Origin of the sequence: Oceanimonas sp. MB9 (genome assembly GCF_011319775.1) — a bacterium.
GTDB classification, from domain to species: Bacteria; Pseudomonadota; Gammaproteobacteria; order Enterobacterales; family Aeromonadaceae; genus Oceanimonas; species Oceanimonas doudoroffii.
In genome coordinates this window covers 209,021-227,852 of record NZ_VFBE01000001.1, presented here as the reverse complement: position 1 = coordinate 227,852, position 18,832 = coordinate 209,021, and the positions used below count along the sequence as shown (strand labels likewise).

17 protein-coding genes are annotated in these 18,832 nt (G+C 62.3%); 9 read left to right on the top strand and 8 right to left on the bottom strand.

The annotated features are described in order from the left end of the window. Positions 1–29: 29 nt before the first annotated feature. From OJHNALOF_RS01095 to hemC, 4 genes are read right to left on the bottom strand one after another with little or no spacing between them, the layout of a single operon-like run. Positions 30–1,208 carry a heme biosynthesis HemY N-terminal domain-containing protein gene (locus OJHNALOF_RS01095; RefSeq protein ID WP_165660881.1) on the bottom strand — a complete coding sequence of 393 codons (1,179 nt, stop codon included), beginning with the start codon at positions 1,206–1,208 and terminating at the stop codon, positions 30–32. A 9-nt stretch (positions 1,209–1,217) separates the two neighbouring features. Beyond that, the gene (locus OJHNALOF_RS01090; protein ID WP_165660880.1) at positions 1,218–2,330 is read right to left on the bottom strand and encodes a uroporphyrinogen-III C-methyltransferase; all 1,113 of its coding nucleotides are present in this window, start codon (positions 2,328–2,330) and stop codon (positions 1,218–1,220) included. After that, positions 2,323–3,072 carry a uroporphyrinogen-III synthase gene (locus tag OJHNALOF_RS01085; RefSeq protein WP_094201054.1) on the bottom strand — a complete coding sequence of 250 codons (750 nt, stop codon included), beginning with the start codon at positions 3,070–3,072 and terminating at the stop codon, positions 2,323–2,325. The genes OJHNALOF_RS01090 and OJHNALOF_RS01085 overlap by 8 nt, the downstream gene beginning before the upstream one ends. Next, positions 3,069–3,998 (bottom strand): hydroxymethylbilane synthase, encoded by a 930-nt coding sequence (gene hemC / locus OJHNALOF_RS01080; RefSeq protein ID WP_094201053.1) that lies wholly within the window; start codon positions 3,996–3,998, stop codon positions 3,069–3,071. Before hemC ends, OJHNALOF_RS01085 begins: the two co-directional genes overlap by 4 nt. A 197-nt stretch (positions 3,999–4,195) precedes the next feature. Between hemC and OJHNALOF_RS01075 the strand changes: the two genes are divergently transcribed. Further along, positions 4,196–6,739, top strand: a complete 2,544-nt coding sequence (locus tag OJHNALOF_RS01075) for a class I adenylate cyclase (protein ID WP_094201052.1) — start codon at positions 4,196–4,198, stop codon at positions 6,737–6,739. 4 nt (positions 6,740–6,743) lie between these two features. Here OJHNALOF_RS01075 and cyaY read toward each other — a convergent pair whose 3' ends face one another. Beyond that, positions 6,744–7,055, bottom strand: coding sequence for an iron donor protein CyaY (gene cyaY, locus OJHNALOF_RS01070; RefSeq protein ID WP_094201051.1), 312 nt, complete (start codon positions 7,053–7,055; stop codon positions 6,744–6,746). Positions 7,056–7,127: 72 nt separating this feature from the next. On the opposite strand from cyaY, the gene OJHNALOF_RS01065 reads away from it, so the two are divergent. The 7 genes from OJHNALOF_RS01065 to uvrD all read left to right on the top strand — a co-directional run bounded on the left by OJHNALOF_RS01065 (position 7,128) and on the right by uvrD (position 14,390). Beyond that, entirely contained in the window at positions 7,128–7,250 is a 123-nt protein-coding gene (locus OJHNALOF_RS01065) for a lipoprotein (protein WP_141202192.1), read from the top strand. An 11-nt stretch (positions 7,251–7,261) separates the two neighbouring features. Beyond that, on the top strand, positions 7,262–8,518 hold the full coding sequence (gene lysA / locus OJHNALOF_RS01060) for a diaminopimelate decarboxylase (protein WP_094201050.1): 1,257 nt from the start codon (positions 7,262–7,264) through the stop codon (positions 8,516–8,518). 3 nt (positions 8,519–8,521) lie between these two features. Then, positions 8,522–9,355, top strand: coding sequence for a diaminopimelate epimerase (gene dapF / locus OJHNALOF_RS01055; RefSeq protein ID WP_094201049.1), 834 nt, complete (start codon positions 8,522–8,524; stop codon positions 9,353–9,355). Further along, the gene (locus tag OJHNALOF_RS01050) at positions 9,352–10,035 is read left to right on the top strand and encodes a DUF484 family protein (protein ID WP_165660879.1); all 684 of its coding nucleotides are present in this window, start codon (positions 9,352–9,354) and stop codon (positions 10,033–10,035) included. Before dapF ends, OJHNALOF_RS01050 begins: the two co-directional genes overlap by 4 nt. Further along, positions 10,022–10,942 (top strand): tyrosine recombinase XerC, encoded by a 921-nt coding sequence (xerC, locus tag OJHNALOF_RS01045; protein WP_165660878.1) that lies wholly within the window; start codon positions 10,022–10,024, stop codon positions 10,940–10,942. The genes OJHNALOF_RS01050 and xerC overlap by 14 nt, the downstream gene beginning before the upstream one ends. Positions 10,943–11,478: 536 nt before the next feature. Beyond that, the gene (locus tag OJHNALOF_RS01040) at positions 11,479–12,186 is read left to right on the top strand and encodes an HAD-IA family hydrolase (RefSeq protein ID WP_094201034.1); all 708 of its coding nucleotides are present in this window, start codon (positions 11,479–11,481) and stop codon (positions 12,184–12,186) included. 35 nt (positions 12,187–12,221) lie between these two features. Further along, positions 12,222–14,390 (top strand): DNA helicase II, encoded by a 2,169-nt coding sequence (gene uvrD / locus OJHNALOF_RS01035; RefSeq protein ID WP_094201033.1) that lies wholly within the window; start codon positions 12,222–12,224, stop codon positions 14,388–14,390. 19 nt (positions 14,391–14,409) lie between these two features. Here uvrD and OJHNALOF_RS01030 read toward each other — a convergent pair whose 3' ends face one another. The 3 genes from OJHNALOF_RS01030 to rarD form a co-directional block, all read right to left on the bottom strand. Beyond that, positions 14,410–15,036 carry a LysE family translocator gene (locus OJHNALOF_RS01030; RefSeq protein WP_094201032.1) on the bottom strand — a complete coding sequence of 209 codons (627 nt, stop codon included), beginning with the start codon at positions 15,034–15,036 and terminating at the stop codon, positions 14,410–14,412. Positions 15,037–15,097: 61 nt separating this feature from the next. Then, positions 15,098–15,886, bottom strand: a complete 789-nt coding sequence (locus OJHNALOF_RS01025) for an AraC family transcriptional regulator (RefSeq protein ID WP_094201031.1) — start codon at positions 15,884–15,886, stop codon at positions 15,098–15,100. A 58-nt stretch (positions 15,887–15,944) separates the two neighbouring features. Then, entirely contained in the window at positions 15,945–16,847 is a 903-nt protein-coding gene (gene rarD / locus OJHNALOF_RS01020; protein WP_094201030.1) for an EamA family transporter RarD, read from the bottom strand. Between the two features lie 150 nt (positions 16,848–16,997). On the opposite strand from rarD, the gene recQ reads away from it, so the two are divergent. After that, on the top strand, positions 16,998–18,824 hold the full coding sequence (gene recQ / locus OJHNALOF_RS01015) for a DNA helicase RecQ (RefSeq protein ID WP_165660877.1): 1,827 nt from the start codon (positions 16,998–17,000) through the stop codon (positions 18,822–18,824). The last annotated feature ends 8 nt before the right edge of the window (positions 18,825–18,832 follow it).

Below are 18,832 nucleotides of genomic sequence, written 5' to 3'. Positions count from 1 at the left end.
GCTCCTCTTTTTGTGTTTAAGGCAACGGCTCAGGCCGTTTCCAGCGCCAGGCTGTGTTTGTAGTAGTCGTTGGCCCGGGTCAGGTCCTTGCGCTTTTCCGCCAGCTGGGCCAGCAGCACGTAGTCCTGAGCGTCGGGCTTTTGGGCCACCGCCTGTTGCAGCTGCTGCTCGGCCTGCTCGTCCTGGCCGTCTTTCAGATACAGCCGGCCCAGGGCCGAATGCAGCTCGGGCAGGCTTTCCTTCCTGGCCTTTTTCTCCAGTGCGGCGAGCAACGGGTGGTAGTCGCTCAGCTGCAGCCGGGTGGCACACAACAGCAGGCCCGCATCAGTTTTCTTGTCGAGGCCTTCCAGCAGCAGTTGCTGGGCTTCCTTGTGGGCCTTGAGGCCGATCAGCCGGTCACACAACGGCAGCAACAGTTCGGCGTTGTATTTGTCCTTGCGCGGCAGGGCCTGCCAGACCTTGATCAGGCCATCACTGCCTTCGTCATGGGCGGCCTGATCAAAGCGTCCCAGCCAGCACTGCTGTTGCAGGGCGTCCTTTTCATCGGCGCCGATCAGGTTCTTGCCGGCCAGGCTGTCGAGAATGCCGTGCAGGGCCTGCCACTGGCCGGTGGCCAGATACACGTCCTTTTGCAGCTTGAGCAGGGCCGGCTGATGGCCATAGGTGGCTTCCAGCTCTTGCACACCGGCCAGGGCCTGGTCAAACTGCCCTTGCTGATATTGCAACCGGGCCTGGGTAATGCCCACCGCCAGGCTGGCGGCTGGGTGCTGCTCCTGGGCCTGACGCAGGTAGTCGTCGCGTTTTTCCTCGTTGCCCTGGGCCTGGGCGGCGCTGGCGGCATTGAGGTAGTTGAGCAGTGCCAGTTCGTTGCCCTTGGTGCCCTTGAGCAGCATTTTCTCGGCGGTAGCGTAGTCTTCCGCCACCAGCGCCTGCATACCGCTCTGGGTGTAGTTCAGGGCCTTGCGTCGGCGACGGCCGATAAACCAGCCGCGGGTACGATGGCTGAGGCCAAAAATGCGGCCCAGCAGCCATTCCACCAACAGCAGCAGCAGGTAGAACAACACCGCGCCTACCAGGAATACGGTAACCGTGGTTTCAATGGTGTAGTTGCCGGCGGCTACCAGTACATAGCCCTGGCGACCCATGAACTCCGGGCCCACTATCAGGCCGGCGGCCAGAATGGCGACGATAATCGCGAGTCGTATCATGAATCCCCCTTACAGGCCGGTGAGCAGGCGTTGCAGCCGGTCATCCAGCAGCTGTTGCAGGTGTTCCTGGGCGGCAAACTGCTCCGGGTAGTCCACGCTGATCTGCTGGCCTTCAAGCTGTTCGATTTGCTCCAGCATAAACTGGCGCACGCTGTCGTCGGCAAAGTAGTCCTGCAACCACTGCTTTGACTGGGCCAGGGAGCTGTCGAAGATCTCCTGCTGCTCGCGGTAGACCGCCAGCTGGCCCTGCAGCAGCTTGCCCTTGAGGTTTTCGCTCAGGTACCAGTGTTGCTGGGGGGAAAGCAGGGCCTCGACGTTGCCGTCGCGACGGCGCACGGTGACGAAGTCGTCGGTAAAGCTGGCCCAGCTCTTTTTCAGGTTGTCTTTCCAGTCGCTGACCGACTCGGACAGGGCGAGGTCGGGTTCCTCGGCCCGGGCCATGATCACGCCGGCCAGTTTGAGCTTGTCGACCTGATCATTGATGCTGTTGAGCTTAATCACCAGGCCTTCGCGATCGACCTTTTTCACCGACTTGATGCTGGCAATGTCATCGGCCAGGGCCTTGCGAATGGGCACCAGGGTGGGATCGTTGAGGGCGGCCAGGCGCTCGTCGGCGTTGGCCAGCATCATGGCGGCAGACACGGCGTCATGCTCCAGCCACAGCTTGCGGCCGGCCATGCGCACCAGGTATTCGGCTTCCGCCAGCATCCAGTCGTTGGGGCGCTTGCTGTCGAGATCCAGCACCTTGCGCGACAGGCCTTCCACCTGTTCGGTCACGCTGTTCTGGGCGCTTTCCAGTTTGCCGAGGGTCGCGCCCTGTTCGCTCTTGAGGCTGTCAATGGTGGACTGCTGCTGCGCCAGGCGCGCTTCCAGGCTGGCAAGCTGGCCGGCCTGGGCCACGCCCTGCTGATGACCGTGCCAGTACAGGCCGCCGGTCAGGACCACCGCCAGCACAATGGCGACCGTGGCCAGCCCCTTGCCGGAGGAAGGCTGCTTTTCCTGTGCCGGCTCGGGGGAGCTGGCCTGCTCGGCGGCCGGGGTTTCGGGAGCCGGGGTGTCTGCCTGATTAGAGGCGCCGGCAACCAGCTTGTCGTCCCGCTTGTCTTGATTCTTGTCAGTCATTCCTTTTCCTCTCATCCAGGGCGTTGAGCAACGCCGGGTTGGATGCGCCTTTCGCATTGATGATGTGAGTAAACCCCAGGGCCTTCGCCTGCTCGACCACGCGAATGCTGGGTACAATCAATAAACGGCTTAGCAGCCAGTCCCTTGCGCTGTGGGCGGCGAGCCGAAACAGGTGCTGCAGCAGGCCGCCACTGGTGATGATAATACTGTCCACACCCCGGTGCTGCCACTCTTTCACCAGCTCGCTACCGGCATCGTCACGATAACAGCGCCGGTAGACTTCGCAATACGCCACCTGTGCGCCCCGTGCAGCAAGGGTAGGGGCCATCATGTCCCGGCCGCCGTCGCCGCGCAGTATCAGCACCCGCCGCCCGGCGGGCGATCGCAGCTGGGGCAGGGCGATCATGCCCTCGGAGCGAGGGTCGTCCGGCACCAGCACATCGGTCAGGCCTGCCGCAGCAAAGGCCTGACCGGTGGCCTCGCCCACCGCCACATAGGTGGCAGCCGGCCAGGATTGTCCTTGAGTTTTCAAGGCATTATCGGCGAAATTTACCGCCTGTGCGCTGACCGCTATCACATAATCCCGGCTGCCGAGCTCACCCAACAGCGCCGTGACCCGGTCCAGTTCGGCGCCGGGGGCAAAGTGCAACAGGGGAGACGCCACCGGCTGGTGGCCGGCCCGGTGCAGCACCTCGCACAGGCTGCGGTTTTGTGGCTCGGGGCGGACCACCAGCGGAATCACGAGGAATACACCTCGGCCAGAATCTTGTCGGCGCCGGCGGCCAGCAGCCGCTTGGCCAGTTCGGCACCCAGGGCCTGGCCCTGATCCGCCGGGCCGCGAATTTCATCGTAAAGCACTTCGCTGCCATCGGGGCGGCCGACCAGGCCGCGCAGCCAGATCTGGTCGCCTTCGAGCAGGGCGTAGGAGCCAATAGGTACCTGGCAGCCCCCCTGCAGGCCGTGGTTCATGGCCCGCTCCGCTTCCACCCGCAGCCGAGTGTCGCGGTCATTCAGCGGAGCCAGCAGTTCCAGCAGCTCGGCGTCGTCGAGCCGGCATTCAATGCCCACGGCGCCCTGGCCGTTGGCGGGCAGGCTGTCTTCCGGGCTCAGCAGGCCGGCGATGCGCTCATCCAGCTCCAGGCGCTTGAGGCCGGCGGCGGCCAGAATAATGGCGTCGTATTCGCCGTCATCCAGTTTGCGCAGCCGGGTCTGCACGTTGCCACGCAGGGTTTTGACTTGCAGCTCGGGGTAACGGGCGCGGATCTGGCATTCTCGGCGCAGGCTGGCGGTGCCCACCACGGCGCCGGCGGGCAGCTCGGCCAGGGTTTTGTAGTGGTTGGAAACAAAGGCATCACGCGGGTCTTCGCGCTCGCAGATCACCGTCAGTCCCAGGCCCTCGGGAAACTCCACCGGCACATCCTTCATGGAATGCACGGCGATGTCGGCGCGACCGTCGAGCATGGCCTGCTCCAGCTCCTTGATAAACAACCCCTTGCCGCCGATTTTGGACAGCGGGGTGTCGAGCAGCACGTCGCCCTGGGTGGTCATGGGCACCAGCTCCACGGTCACGTCATGGTGCAGGGCCTCCAGGCGATCCTTGACGTAATGGGCCTGCCACAGGGCCAGCAGGCTTTTGCGGGTGGCGATACGAATAATGCGATTGGCCATAAAACTCTCGTTGTTTACCGGGTACTGGGTTCGATGTTATCACTCTCGTGCGGCTATTTCAGGCAAAGAGCGCCGCGCGAGTGACATCCCGTTACCGAGTGATTACGGGATATTGTTCATTTACTGGCTAATTGTTACCATGATCACACTTTTGACCCGTTGCGGGTTTGTGTCGGTCCAACGAAGGCCTGAACTCATTGCACGCTAATTTTCATCGGCTCGTCGAGCGGTGTGAGCAATTCAACCAGCAGAAGCAGCAACGTGCCCTGGCGGTCATGAACCGTTACGGCCAGCAGGTGTTTCAGCTGTTACCGGTATTGCTGCACTACCACCACCCCCTGCTGCCGGGTTATGTGCCCGGTGACGTGCCGGCGGGCATCTGCCGTTTTGCTCCCAATCCCTGCCAGCGCGAATTTATCGACGAGCTGTGCCGGGCGGCCAACGGCCACCAGGGCCTGGCCCAGGACCGCCACGAAATCCTCGGGCTCTATTCCATGGGCAGCACCTCCTCCATCGGCCAGGGCCGCCGCTCCGACCTGGATATCTGGGTGTGTCATTCCCACGCCATGACCGCCGAGCGGGTGGCGTTGCTGCAGCAAAAGTGCCTGCTGATTTCCAAATGGGCCGAACAGCGTCGGGTGGAACTCAACTTCTTTTTGATTCCCGATAATAAATTCCGTACCGACAACCAGCAGTGGGTGGAAGGGGAAAGCTGCGGCAGCGCCCAGCACCTGCTGCTGCTGGACGAGTTCTACCGCAGCCACCTGCGCATCGCCGGCAAGCGGCTGGTGTGGCTGTTCGCCCCCGGCAAGCTGGGGCCCGAGTACGATCGCTTTGTGGCCGAGCAGTTCGCCAACGGCACCCTCAATCACGACGACTGGCTCGATCTGGGCGGCTTTGCCCGCATACCGGCGGAAGAATACTTCGGTTCGGCCCTGTGGCAGCTCTACAAGAGCATCGACTCGCCCTACAAGGCGGTGCTTAAAACCGTGCTGATGGAAGCCTATTCCCACGAATATCCCGATACCCAGTTGCTGTGTCGTCAGCACAAGGCGGTGTTTCAGACCGCCGAATCGCTGGATGAAACCCAGGATCACTATGTGCTGATGCTGGAAAAGGTGACCGACTACCTCAAGTCCATCGGCGACGAAAAGCGCCTGGATCTGGTACGCCGCTGCTTTTATCTCAAGGTTTCGGAGGCCCTGGAGCCGGGACAGGAGCACGACGAGGCCTTTGCCTGGCGCCGCCGCACCATGGACCGGTTGATCGCCCTCTGGGACTGGCCGGCGGAAAAACTGGCCAAGCTGGACGACAGAAACAACTGGAAGGTGGAGGAGGTCAGGGCCGCCTACGGCGAGTTGCTCGAAGCCCTGATGCAAAGCTACCGCAGCCTGATCCAGTTCGCCCGGCGCAACAACATCAGTGAGTCCATTAACCCGGAAGACATTGGCATTCTGTCGCGCAAACTCTATGCCGCCTTTGAAAACCTGCCGGGCAAGGTGCAGCTGATTAACCTGCGCATTGCGCCGAATCTGAGCGAGCCGGACATCAGCCTGGTGCAGGTTCCCAAGGGGCGGGCCAACCAGGCCGGCTGGTACCTTTACAAATACGGGCTGTCACCGGTAGAGATTCTGGGGCGCAGCCCGCTGGAACACAGCGACTACGCCAGCCGGCTGGTGGCCTGGGCGCATTTCAACGGCCTGCTGACCGAACAGACCCAGTGGCACCTGTTTAACCAAAGCACGGATCTGGATCTGCAGCACCTGCAGGAATTCAGCCGGGATCTGGCCCGCGTGTTTCCGGTAAGGCTGCCGGCGCCCACCAACCTGGCCCTGAGCCGGCCCTGCGAGGTGCGCCACCTCGGCATCTTCCTCAACCTGGAGCAGGATCCCACCGCCCTTCGCCGGGACAGGCCCATCGAGTTTGGTGCCGATACCAGTGATCCCTTCAGTTTCGGTCGCCAGCGAGAAAACCTGGTGGGCTCGGTAGACATCATCTATCGCAACTCTTGGGACGAGATTCGCACCCTGCATTTTGAAGGAGAGACCGCTGTGGTCGATGCCCTCACCGCCATGCTGGGCAAGATGCACCAGGGGGCCAGCCCGCCCGACAAGGTGGACGTATTTTGCTATAGCCGGCATTTTCGCAGCCTGCTGCGCACCCGCTTTGAGCAACTGGTCAAGGAATGCATCGGGCTGCGGCTGGAGCCGGCACAAGGGCACAGGCTCAAGCGGCTGATGCTGGGGCCGGAGCAGTTCGGCATTTTCTTTGAGCGGCGCGGGGTGAGTGTCAAACGCATGGAGGCGGAACGTAATGGTGCCATGCGGGAGCCCTCGCCCCTCGGTGCCGCTGCGCGGGACGCAACGGCTCGCCGGGGTTATGCACTGCGGCTGGATCAGCATCAGCGGCCGCCGGTACCCGAGGTGGTGGATGCTTATGCCAGCGAGGGGTTGATGCAGTTTTTCTTTGAGAACAGCGGTGAGGGCTACAACCTGTATATTCTGGATGAAGCCAATCGCACCGAGGTGTACCACCAGATTGCCGGCAGCAAGGACGAGCTGGTGCAGAGCATCAACCGTTTCTATACCGCTAACCAGGAGCAGGGGGAAGGACGAAGCCATTTCAGCCACTTCAACCTGCCCCAGTATTACGAAATTGTGCGTGAAGACGGTGAGCAGCGGGTACTGACCTACCGCACCAGCAAGGACGACCGGGATCCGCTGCGGGCCGGGCCGGCCTGAGGAATTACAGCGGCAGCTCGACGCCGCCCTGGCGTTTGGCCTGCAGGCTGAGCCAGCTCAGCAGCTCGTGGCCCTGACGGTTGTCGATCCACTGGTCACCCTGCAGCGCAAAGTGATGACCGTTTTCCCGAGTGGCCAGCCAGATCTGGTGCAGCGGCTCCTGGCGGTTGATCACAAACTTTACCCCGTTCTCAAAGGTCAGGTTCATTACGCCGCCCACGGTTTCACATTCGATGTCTTCACCGCTTTCGTCGATACGTGCCTCAATATGCTCATAAATGGCGTCTGCCAGAGCGTGGAATTCGCTGTCGTTCATTGCCCGCTTCCTATTGCTTTTGAGAATGTGAATGCGATTATAAGAGCCCTGAACCATATTCACAGTCATACGATGAACAAAATCAAGCTGACCGCACTGGTTGCGCTGGTTCTGAGCCTGTCGGCATGCGGCCTCAAGGGCCCGCTGACCCTGCCCGAACCCGAGCAGCAACCCTCTCAGGTTGAGCAGTCGTAAAGGAAACAACCTTGGATTATTTCAATTATCAGGATGATGGCCGCCTTTATGGCGAAGCCTGCGATCTCTCCCGTTTGGCCGAGCAACACGGCACCCCGCTGTATGTCTATTCCCGTGCCACCCTGGAGCGTCACTGGAACGCCTTTGATCAGGCGGCGGGCGAGGTGGACCACCTGGTGTGCTATGCGGTCAAGGCCAACTCCAACCTGGCGGTGCTCAATGTGCTGGCGCGGCTGGGCTCGGGGTTTGACATCGTGTCCGTTGGCGAGCTGCGCCGCGTGATCGCCGCCGGCGGCGATCCGAAAAAGGTGGTGTTCTCGGGCGTGGGCAAGCGTGACGATGAAATTCGCTTTGCCCTGGAGCAGCACATCTTCTGCTTTAACGTGGAGTCGGTGGCGGAGCTTGAGCGCATCAACCGGGTGGCGGGTGCCATGGGCGTCAAGGCGCCGGTATCCATTCGCGTGAACCCGGACATCGACGCCGGCACCCACCCCTATATCTCCACCGGCCTGAAGGAAAACAAGTTCGGCATTCCCATCGAGCAGGCGCGTAGCATCTACCGCCAGGCCGCCGCCATGGGCAGCCTGGAAATTCACGGCGTGGACTGCCATATCGGCTCCCAGCTTACCGAGCTGTCCCCCTTCCTGGAAGCGGTGGACAAGCTGCTGGCGCTGATTGACGGCCTCGCCGAAGACGGCATTCACATTCAGCATCTGGACGTGGGCGGCGGCCTGGGCGTGCGTTACGACAACGAAACCCCGCCGGAGCCGAGCCACTATGCCGAGGAGCTGAAAAAGCGCCTGCAGGGCCGCAACCTGACCCTGGTGTTTGAGCCGGGCCGGGCCATTGCCGCCAACGCCGGCGTGCTGCTGACCCGGGTGGAGCACCTCAAGCCCGGCGAGGCCAAGAACTTTGCCATTGTTGATGCCGCCATGAACGATCTCATTCGTCCGGCCCTGTACAGCGCCTGGCAGGCCATTATTCCGGTAGACAAGACGCTTGAGCGCGACACCGCCGTGTATGACATCGTGGGTCCCATCTGCGAAACCGGCGACTTTATCGGCAAGGATCGCGAGCTGGCCATTACCGAAGGCGATCTGCTGGCGGTCCGCTCCGCCGGAGCCTACGGCTTTGTCATGGCGTCCAACTACAATAGCCGCCCCCGCGCCGCCGAAGTCATGGTGGATGGTGAGCAGGCCTTTGTGGTGCGCGAGCGGGAAGAACTGGCGGATCTGTGGCGGGACGAACACTTGCTGCCCGAGGCCTGAGTCATGAGCACGCTTCATTTCTCCAAGATGCAGGGGCTGGGCAACGACTTTATGGTGGTGGACGGTGTCACCCAGAAGGTCTTTTTCAACCCCGAAGTGATTCGCCAGCTGGCGGATCGCAATTTTGGCGTGGGCTTTGATCAGCTACTGCTGGTGGAGCCGCCCTATGATCCCGAGCTCGACTTTCACTACCGCATCTTTAATGCCGACGGCTCCGAGGTGGAGCAGTGCGGCAACGGGGCCCGTTGCTTTGCCCGCTTTGTGCGGCTCAAGGGCCTGACCAACAAGGATCGCATTGCCGTCAGCACGCAAAAGGGCAATATCGTGCTGCAGCTGGAGAAAGACAACCAGGTTACCGTGAACATGGGCGTGCCCGAGTTCGAGCCGGCCAATATTCCGTTCAAGGCCCAGAAGGCGGAAAAAACCTACCTGGTGCGTGCTCAGGATCAGACCGTGCTGTGCGGTGCCGTGTCCATGGGCAACCCCCACTGTGTGGTGGAGGTGGATGACATCAACACACCTCTGGTGGGTACCCTGGGGCCCGAGCTGGAAACCCATGAGCGTTTCCCGGCCCGGGTCAACGTCGGCTTTATGCAGATAATCAACGCCCGTGAAATCAAACTCAGGGTACATGAGCGCGGTGCCGGCGAAACCCTGGCCTGTGGCACCGGCGCCTGTGCGGCGGCGGTGATGGGCATGAGCTGGGGCAAGCTGGCAGAGCGGGTTCGCGTGCAACTGCCGGGCGGCACCCTGACCATTGCCTGGCAGGGCCCGGGCAAACCGGTATTCATGACCGGCCCGGCCACCCATGTATTTGACGGACAGATCAACCTATGACCGAGAAATGCGCCCTGGCCGACGCCGGCCTGGATGAAAGCCACGTCGCCGAGTACCTGGCGTCCCAGCCGGACTTTTTTGCCCGTCATCCCGGGTTGCTCGATACCTTGCGTCTTCCCCACGAGCAGCGCGGCAGCGTGTCGCTGGTGGAAGCCCGCATGGAGCGTCAGCGGCTGCGCATTCATCAGCTGGAGGAAGAAATTACTCAGCTGATGACAGTGGCCGGCGAGAACGAGCGCATTTTTCGCGTCTACCTCGACATGTATCCCCGGCTGTTTGACTGCCGCACGCCGGCAGAGCTGGAGCAGCGCATTGCCCATGCCCTGCGGGAGCGGCTCAGAGTCACGGCGGTACGGCTGGTGCCGGACGCCCGCTGGTGCAGCCTGCCTCAGGCCCAGGCCGGCGAGCAGCTGGAAAAACTGTATCGGGAACGCATGGCGGGCCAGGATGTCTACCTGGGCCGGCTCGGTCGGGAAGAAAAGCAGCGGCTGTTTGGCGACACCCTGATCAATTCCTGCGCCCTGATCCGCATTGGCCTGCAGGGGGAAATGGGCCTTCTGGCCTTTGGCAGCGCCGACAGCAGCCATTATCGCTCGGGCATGGACACCCTGATCATTCGCCAGCTCGCCGGCTTTCTCGCCCTGCTGCTGCCGCGCATGGTGGCCGATGGCCACGCCTGAACCGGCATTGGCCGGTAAGGTAACCGATTTTCTCGATTACCTGCGGGTGGAGCGCCAGCTCAGCCCGCATACCCTGAACAACTACCGCCGTCATCTGGGCGCCATGAGCGAACAGCTGACCGATCTTCACCTGACCGACTGGCAACATCTCTCGGTGGCCCATGCCCGGGGCTTGGCCACCCGCATGCACAAGCAGGGGCTGTCACCCCGTTCCATCGCCGCCCGGCTCAGCGCCCTGCGCAGCTTTTGCGACTGGCTGGTGCTCACTGGCCGGCTTGACGCCAATCCCGCCAAGGGGGTAAGCGCGCCCAAGCAGGGCCGGCCGTTGCCCAAAAACCTGGACGTGGACGAACTGCATCAGCTGATGAATCTGGATGAATCCGACCCCCTGGCGGTACGGGACAGGGCCATTATGGAGCTGATGTATTCCTCCGGCCTGCGTCTGGCCGAACTGGTGGCGCTCAACCTGGGGGATGTGCAGTTTGCCGAGCGCCAGGTCAGGGTGACCGGCAAGGGCAACAAGGAGCGTGTGCTACCGGTGGGGCGCATGGCACTGGACTGGCTGCAAAAGTGGCTGAGCGTGCGCCCCGAGCTGGCCGGCCCCGACGAACCGGCATTGTTCGTCAGCAAGCAGCGCCGGCGCATTACCCACCGCAGCGTACAACTGCGCCTGGCCAAACGGGGCCAGCAGCAGGCGCTGTCCAGCCATGTGCACCCCCACAAGCTACGCCACTCTTTCGCCACCCATATGCTGGAGTCCAGCGGCGACCTGCGCGCGGTGCAGGAATTGCTGGGCCATGCCGATCTGGCCACCACCCAGATCTACACCCACCTCGATTTTCAGCATCTGGCCAACGCCTATGATCAGGCCCACCCGCGCGCCAAGCGGCGCGAGGATGAGGAGTAAGGCGGCTGGTGAGTCCGTGCAATTACGTCGGTCAAAGGGCACTACTTCGCCGACACGCCGTGGTGACATGCCACTCAATATTTCAACCCGCTGCGAACATACTGAATGTTCGGTCGGGTTGAAACATTTCGTCACGGCGAGCAAGCTCGCCCCCTGTAGGCTCCGTTGCGCATCTGACCGCCAGGGATGGCGGGAATGCCGAACATGCAGGAGCAATTTTCGGCCCTGGCGCAGCGGGTGCGGCGAAGCAGACACCCTTTGCCCTCCTTGTTGCCACCGAGTTGCCAAGTGGCACGGTGACAGACGATGCCAAGGCCAAACGAAGTGGCGGCTGGGATTGCCGGAGCCGACCGTCAAATGCCATGGATGGCATTTGCCGAGCGTCCCATGGAAGGGCTGGAAGCGTGTTGGCGGAGGGAACCCAGCTGTTGCTTCGCCAGCGAGGGCGTTCAGACGGCTTTCGAGGCGTGAAGGGTGAGGTGTGAGGTGAAAGCAGGTTAGAATGCCTTCACTGACTTTGAAACCGGAACTCATGCATGCGCTTTTACAAACGAATGGCACCCGTAAAGGTGCTCAGCTTTGATCTGGACGACACCCTCTACGACAACGTGCCGGTGATGACGGCAGCCGAAAACTGGCTGCTGCAGGCGCTGCGTGACGATTACCCCGAGTCCACCCTGCTGGGGGCGGACAACCTGGCGGCGATCAAGCGCCGGCTGATTGCCGAGCAGCCAGAGCTGGCTCACGACGTCAGTGCCTGCCGTCGGCGCGTGCTGGTCGAGGGCCTGCGTCAGCAGGGAGTAGCGGAAGATAAAGCGGAGCAGTTGGCCGAGACCTTTTATCAGGGCTTTCTGGCCGAGCGCGGCAAAATCAAAGTGCCCGAGACCACCCATAATGTGCTGACCACGCTCAAGGAAAAGTACCGGCTGGCGGTGATCACCAACGGCAATATGCCGCTGGAGCACACCGAGCTGGCGCCCTATTTCGAAATCGTGCTCAAGGCCGGCCCCGACGGCCGCATGAAGCCGGCGCCGGATCTGTTTGACCGGCTGGCAGAGCAGGCCGGGGTGAATCACGCCGAGATTTTGCATATCGGCGATCATATTCGCACCGACGTGGCCGGTGCCGTGCACAGCGGCTGCCAGGCGGTGTGGCTTAACGACAACGGCCGTACCGAAGCGGATCTGCAATGCTTGCCCCAGGTTGCCCTGACGCGGTTGGAGCAGCTGCTCGAGCTGTTATAATCGCCAGCGTACTGTAAATATTCCCAGGAGTTGTGATGGATGTATCCAGCCTGCTTGACGGCATGAACGACAAGCAAAGAGAGGCGGTGGCCGCCCCTTCCCAGAACATGCTGGTGCTGGCCGGTGCCGGCAGTGGCAAGACCCGGGTGCTGGTGCATCGCATTGCCTGGTTGATGCAGGTGGAGCAGGTGCCGGCCTCGGGCATACTGGCGGTGACCTTTACCAACAAGGCCGCCGCCGAAATGCGCAGCCGGGTGGAGCAACTGCTCGGTGGCCGCCTGTTCGGCCTCTGGCTGGGCACCTTTCACGGCCTGGCGCACCGGCTGCTGCGGGCCCATCATCTGGACGCCAACCTGCCCCAGGACTTTCAGATCCTCGACTCCGACGATCAGCTGCGCCTGCTCAAGCGTATTCTCAAGAGCATGAACCTGGATGAAAAGCAGTGGCCGCCCCGTCAGGTGGCCGGCTATATCAACGGCCGCAAGGACGAGGGCCTGCGCCCGGGCGACATTCAGGTGCTCAATGATCCCCTGCAAAAGACCTACCGCCAGATCTATCAGGTCTATCAGGACACCTGCGACCGCGCCGGGCTGGTGGACTTTGCCGAGCTGCTGCTGCGGGCCCATGAGCTGTGGTTGTACAAGCCGCACATTCTGGCGCACTACCAGCAGCGCTTTCAGCATATTCTGGTGGACGAATTCCAGGACACCAACAGCATTCAGTATGCCTGGCTGCGCATGCTCGCCGGTGACAGCTCCCGCGTCATGATAGTGGGCGACGACGATCAGTCCATTTACGGCTGGCGCGGCGCCCGGGTGGAAAACATTTCCCGCTTTCTGCAGGACTTTCCCGGTGCCGAGACCGTGCGCCTGGAGCAGAACTACCGCTCCACCGGCACCATTCTCAAGGCCGCCAACCGGCTGATTGCCAACAATGCCGAGCGCATGGGCAAGGAGCTGTGGACCGAAGGCACCGAGGGTGAGCCCATTGCCGTATACAGTGCCTTTAACGAAGTGGATGAGGCTCGCTTTGTGGTGGAGCGCATCAAGCAATGGCGCAATCAGGACGGAGCTCTGAGTGAAAGCGCCATTCTCTATCGCAACAATGCCCAGTCCCGGGTACTGGAAGAGGCACTGATTCAGGAGCGCATTCCCTACCGCATCTACGGCGGCCTGCGCTTTTTTGAACGTCAGGAGATCAAGGATGCCCTCGGTTACCTGCGGCTGATTAACAACAGAGGCGACGAGGCCTCATTTGAGCGTATCGTCAACACCCCCACTCGAGGCATTGGCGAGCGCACGCTTGGGTTAATCCGTGAGGCGGCCCGGGATCGGGAAGTGACCCTGTGGCGGGCGGCCTGGGCGCTGGTGGAAGAAAAGGTGCTTACCGGCAGAGCCGCGGCGGCGGTGAGCCGCTTTATCAATCTGATCAACCAGCTGGAAGACGACACTCGGGAACTGCCGCTGCATGTGCAGACCGACCGAGTGATCGAGCTGTCGGGCCTCAAGGCCATGTATCAGGCGGAAAAAGGCGAGAAGGCCCAGTCCCGGGTGGAAAACCTTGAGGAGCTGGTCACCGCCACTCGGCAGTTCAGCCCGTCGGAAGAAGAGGATATGTCACCGCTGTCGGCGTTCTTGTCCCATGCCGCACTGGAGGCGGGCGAGGGCCAGGCGGATCAGTTTGACGACGCCGTGCAGTTGATGACGCTGCACTCCGCCAAGGGCCTGGAGTTTCCGCTGGTGTTTATGGTGGGGGTGGAAGAGGGCATGTTCCCCAGCCAGCTGTCGGCGGAAGAAAGCAGCCGGCTGGAGGAAGAACGCCGGCTGGCCTATGTGGGCATGACCCGGGCCATGGCAAAGCTCTATATCAGCCATGCCGAGAGCCGTCGCCTCTACGGCCGGGAAATGTTTCACCGTCCCAGCCGCTTTATCAAGGAGCTGCCCGCCGACTGCCTGGAGGAAATTCGGCTCAAGGCCAAGGTGACCCGCACCATTCCCAATGGCCGCTTCAGCCAGGACCGGGTGCAGGAGACCTTTAACCAGACCGGCTTTCGTCTGGGCCAGCGAGTACTGCATCCCAAGTTTGGCGAAGGCATAGTGCTCAACTTCGAGGGCGCCGGTGCCCAGAGCCGAGTGCAGGTCAACTTCGACGACGGCGGCGCCAAGTGGCTGGTGACCGCCTACGCCCGGCTGGAAGCCCTTTAATGGCGGTAGGCTGAGGCCATCAGATGGATGGTGAGCCAACCAGCAGCCACAGAATGGAGCCGGCCACCGAGCAGAACAACAGGCCGCACAGGCCGTTAATCGGGCGGCTCCAGGCCTGCAGCCTGAGTTGTATCCGCGGCGAAGACAGCCACCAGGCCAGCAGCACAAACCAGGCAAGGCTCAATGCGAACAGCTCCACCACCAGGGCGGTACGGGTCAGCCAGTTGACGTCGGGCCCCACCAGTGCGGCGAGCAGGCCAATAAAAAACACCAGGGCCTTGGGGTTGAGCAGGTTGGTATTCAGCCCGGTCCAGAAGCCGTTTCCGGACGCCCCACCATTGGCGGCCTTGAGTTCACTGGCCGGCCTGAAGGCCGCCCGCAAGGCGCCCCAACCCATCCATCCCAGATAAATGGCACCCGCCAGCCGCACCAGGGTAAACAGCAACGGGTGTGCCTGAATGAGCAGGCTGATGCCGGTGAGGCTCAGTATGCTGTGCACCAGAATGCCGGTGGCAATGCCCAGCGCGGCGCTCAGGGCGGCTCGTCGCCGGGCCGAAAAGCGCAGCATCAGGGCAATATCCGGGCCCGGGCTCGCCAGCGCGATGAGGTGAATAACGCCTATGGTAATCAGCAGTGAAACGTTCATGAGGGGCTCCGCCTGTGGTGGATGCACAGTGTAAAAGGCGGGCGTTTTACCGGCTTGTAAGTTATTGCATCTGTGCGCGAAAGCGGGCCGGTGTGATGTGATAGGCGTGAACAAAGGCGCGATGAAAATGCGACTGGTCAAAAAAGCCCACCGCCAGTGCGGTGTCGAGCACCGGATGACCGGCGGCCAGCCGTTTCTTGGCGGCCTCCAGCCGCAATCGCTTGAGATAGGCGTGGGGCGTCATGCCCAGGCCGGCCTTGAACTGGCGCAGAAACTGAAAGCGCGACAGGCCCAGCTCGGCAGCCAGTTCGTCCAGCGAATGGGGTTGATCCAGTCCGGCCAGCATGCGCTCCCTGATGCGAGCCAACAGGGGCCGGGCCAGGGGTGGTGCATCCTGTAACGAAAAACAATCGGCCAGCAGCGCCAGCAGGCTGCTTTCGGCATGCAGGGCGGACGGCTCGGGCAGTTCCAGCTGTCGGTGCAGGGCCAGGGCGTGTTGATAGAGGTGAGGCTGGTGCCGCAGGGGCTGAGTAAAAAAGGGCAGGGGTTGCTCCAGCTCATCGGCCAAATCGGACACCAGCTCGGGCGACAGGGAAAAGACGCGCACGCGAAACCCCGTCTCATCAAAGCAGTCGCCGTCATGGGCCACATCCGGATTGATCAGTGACAGCTGACCCGGCACCAGCGGCGCCGAGCTGCCTCGGTGAATGAACTTCTGGGCACCGCTTTCCACCAGGCCCAGGTGATAGTCCAGGTGAATGTGGTGGCCATAGCGAAAACCGGCATGATTCGCCAGGCAAAGTTCCAGGCCGTTCAGGCCCTTGGTTTTCCAGTATCTAACGCTGCTCATGGGCCGATTTTAGCCGATTGACGCTGCCGGGTTTTGTAAAAGATTGCGCCGGGCAGGGTCAGGCCCCGCTTCTTGCCTGTTTCAACCGCCGTCGCTGGCGAATGCCGTCCAGGCTATAGATCACCAGCGCGGTCCAGATCAGGGCAAAGGTAATGGCCTTGTCGAGGGTAAAGGCTTCGCCATAGACCAGCACGCCCAGCAGCAGTGCCAGGCTGGGGGCCAGATACTGAAAAAAGCCCAGGGTCGAGAGCCGCAGCCGGCTGGCGGCACCGGCGAACAGCAACAGCGGCACCGTGGTGACCAGGCCGGCGGCCAGCAGCAGCAGGTTCAGGCCGGCGGGGTTGGCGGTTAGATCGCCGGTGGCGGACTGCAGTCCCCACAGCCACAACAGGGCAGGCACCAGCAACACCGAGGTTTCCAGCAGCAGGCCGGTAAAGGGGTCTACCGGCACCTGTTTGCGAATAAGCCCATAGGTTCCGAACGACAATGCCAGCACCAGCGCCACCCAGGGCAGGCGGCCAAACACCAGCAGCTGCACCAGCACGCCCAGGGCGGCCAGCCCCACTGCCAGCCACTGCAGCGGCCGGTAGCGTTCCTTCAGGAACACCATGCCCAGCACGATATTAAGCAGCGGATTGATGTAATAGCCCAGGCTGGCGTCGAGAATATGGTTGTTGTTGACCGCCCAGATAAACACCAGCCAGTTGGTGCCGATCACCAAGGACGAGATCAGCAGCAACAGCAGCAACGCCGGCCGGCGCAACAGGGCCCGCACACGAGTCCAGTAGCCCAGGGCGGTGATCAGCCCCAGCAGCAGCAGGCAGGACCACACCACCCGGTGCGCCAGAATTTCCGGTGCCGGCACCTCGAGCAATTGCTTGAAATAGACCGGGGCCAGGCCCCACAGCAAATAGGCGCACAGGGCGAGCAGGGCGCCACGGGTGGATTGATCCTGTTCCATGTTTATTATCATCGGCGGGGAAAAGCGCAGTGTACTGCCGGTGCCCGGCTCGCATCCAGTAACGGTTGAAACTTTTCGCCGCCGGCCTGCGGTTTATTGTTTCAGCCCCCTGCCTTACAATGCTCGTTCATTTTTGCCCGGCCGACCGTGATGAATCCCGACACCGAAGACACCGCTTCCGTTCCCATTCCCGACACGCCCCACGGCGTGCTGCAGCAGGTGTTCGGTTATCAGGACTTTCGCGACGGCCAGCTGGACATCGTGGAAGCGGCGGTAGCCGGGCGCGATGCCATGGTGATCATGCCCACCGGTGGCGGTAAATCGCTGTGTTACCAGATTCCGGCCCTGCTGCGGCCGGGGCTAACGGTGGTGGTGTCGCCGCTGATCTCGCTGATGAAGGATCAGGTCGACACCCTGGTGGCCAACGGCGTGGCGGCGGCCTACATCAACAGCTCACTCAGCCGTGAAACCATGTTGCGCCACTTTACCGCCCTGCGTCGGGGTGAGATCAAGCTGCTCTATGTGTCGCCGGAGCGGCTGTTGCAGCACGAATTCATGGAGCGCCTGGGCGAACTGAATCTGGCCATGTTCGCCATCGACGAGGCCCACTGCATCTCCCAGTGGGGCCACGACTTTCGCCCGGAATACGCCGAGCTGGGCCGGCTCAAGCAGTGGTTTCCCCACACACCGGTGATCGCGCTCACCGCCACCGCCGACGAAGCCACCCGCCACGACATGCTGAGCCGGCTCAACCTCACCGAGCCGCTGATCCACATCGCCAGCTTTGATCGACCCAACATACGCTACACCCTGGTGGAAAAATTCAAGGGGCTGGAGCAGCTGGTGCGCTATGTGGCCGAACAAAACGGCCAGTGCGGCATCGTCTATTGTTCCAGCCGCAAACGGGTGGAAGAGGTGGCCGAGCGACTGCTGGCCCGGGGCCACAAGGCCGCCAGCTATCATGCCGGCCTGCCCCTGGAGCTGCGCCAGTCGGTACAGGAGCGCTTTATTCGTGACGATCTCGATATCGTGGTGGCCACGGTGGCCTTCGGCATGGGCATCGACAAGCCCAACGTGCGCTATGTGGTGCACTACGACATTCCCAAGAATATCGAGTCCTACTATCAGGAAACCGGCCGGGGCGGGCGCGACGGCCTGCCCTCTGAAGCCCTGCTGCTCTACGATCCGGGCGACGTGGGCCGAGTGCGGCGCCTGCTGGAAAACAGCGACAACGAGCAGCAATTGCAGGTGGAGCTGTACAAGCTGAACGTGATGGCGGCCTTTGCCGAGTCGCTGACCTGCCGCCGCCAGGTGCTGCTCAACTACTTTGGCGAATACCAGCGCGAGCCCTGTGGCAACTGTGATATCTGCCTGGACCCCCCCAGGCGCTACGACGGCACCGAAGACGCACAAAAGGCGCTTTCCTGCGTCTACCGCACCGGCCAGCGCTTTGGCGTGCTCTATGTGGTGGAGGTGCTGCGCGGCGCCGACACCCAGCGGGTGCGCGAACACGGCCATGACAAGCTGTCCACCTACGGCATCGGCAGAGACAAGAGCCAGGAGCACTGGGTAAGCGTATTGCGCCAGCTGATCCACTCCGGCCTGCTGACCCAGAACATTACCCGCAACATGGTGTTGCAGCTGACCGAGGCGGCCCGCCCGGTGCTGCGCGGCGAGGTGGCCCTGGAGCTGGCGGAGCCCAGGCTGGCGCGGGTGAAGCAAAAGGACAAGGCGGAAAGCGGCCTGACCCGGGCCGAAGACAGAACCCTGTTCAAGGCATTGCGGCAACTGCGCAAGCAACTGGCGGAAGAGGCGGATGTGCCGCCCTACGTGGTGTTTAACGACGCCACCCTGACCGAGCTGGCTCGTTACCGGCCCAAAACCGAGGCGGAACTGCTGGGCATCAACGGCGTCGGGGTACGCAAGCTGGAGCGCTTTGGCGAGGCGTTTCTGGCGCTGCTGCGCCGTGAAGGCTGAAGGTACGA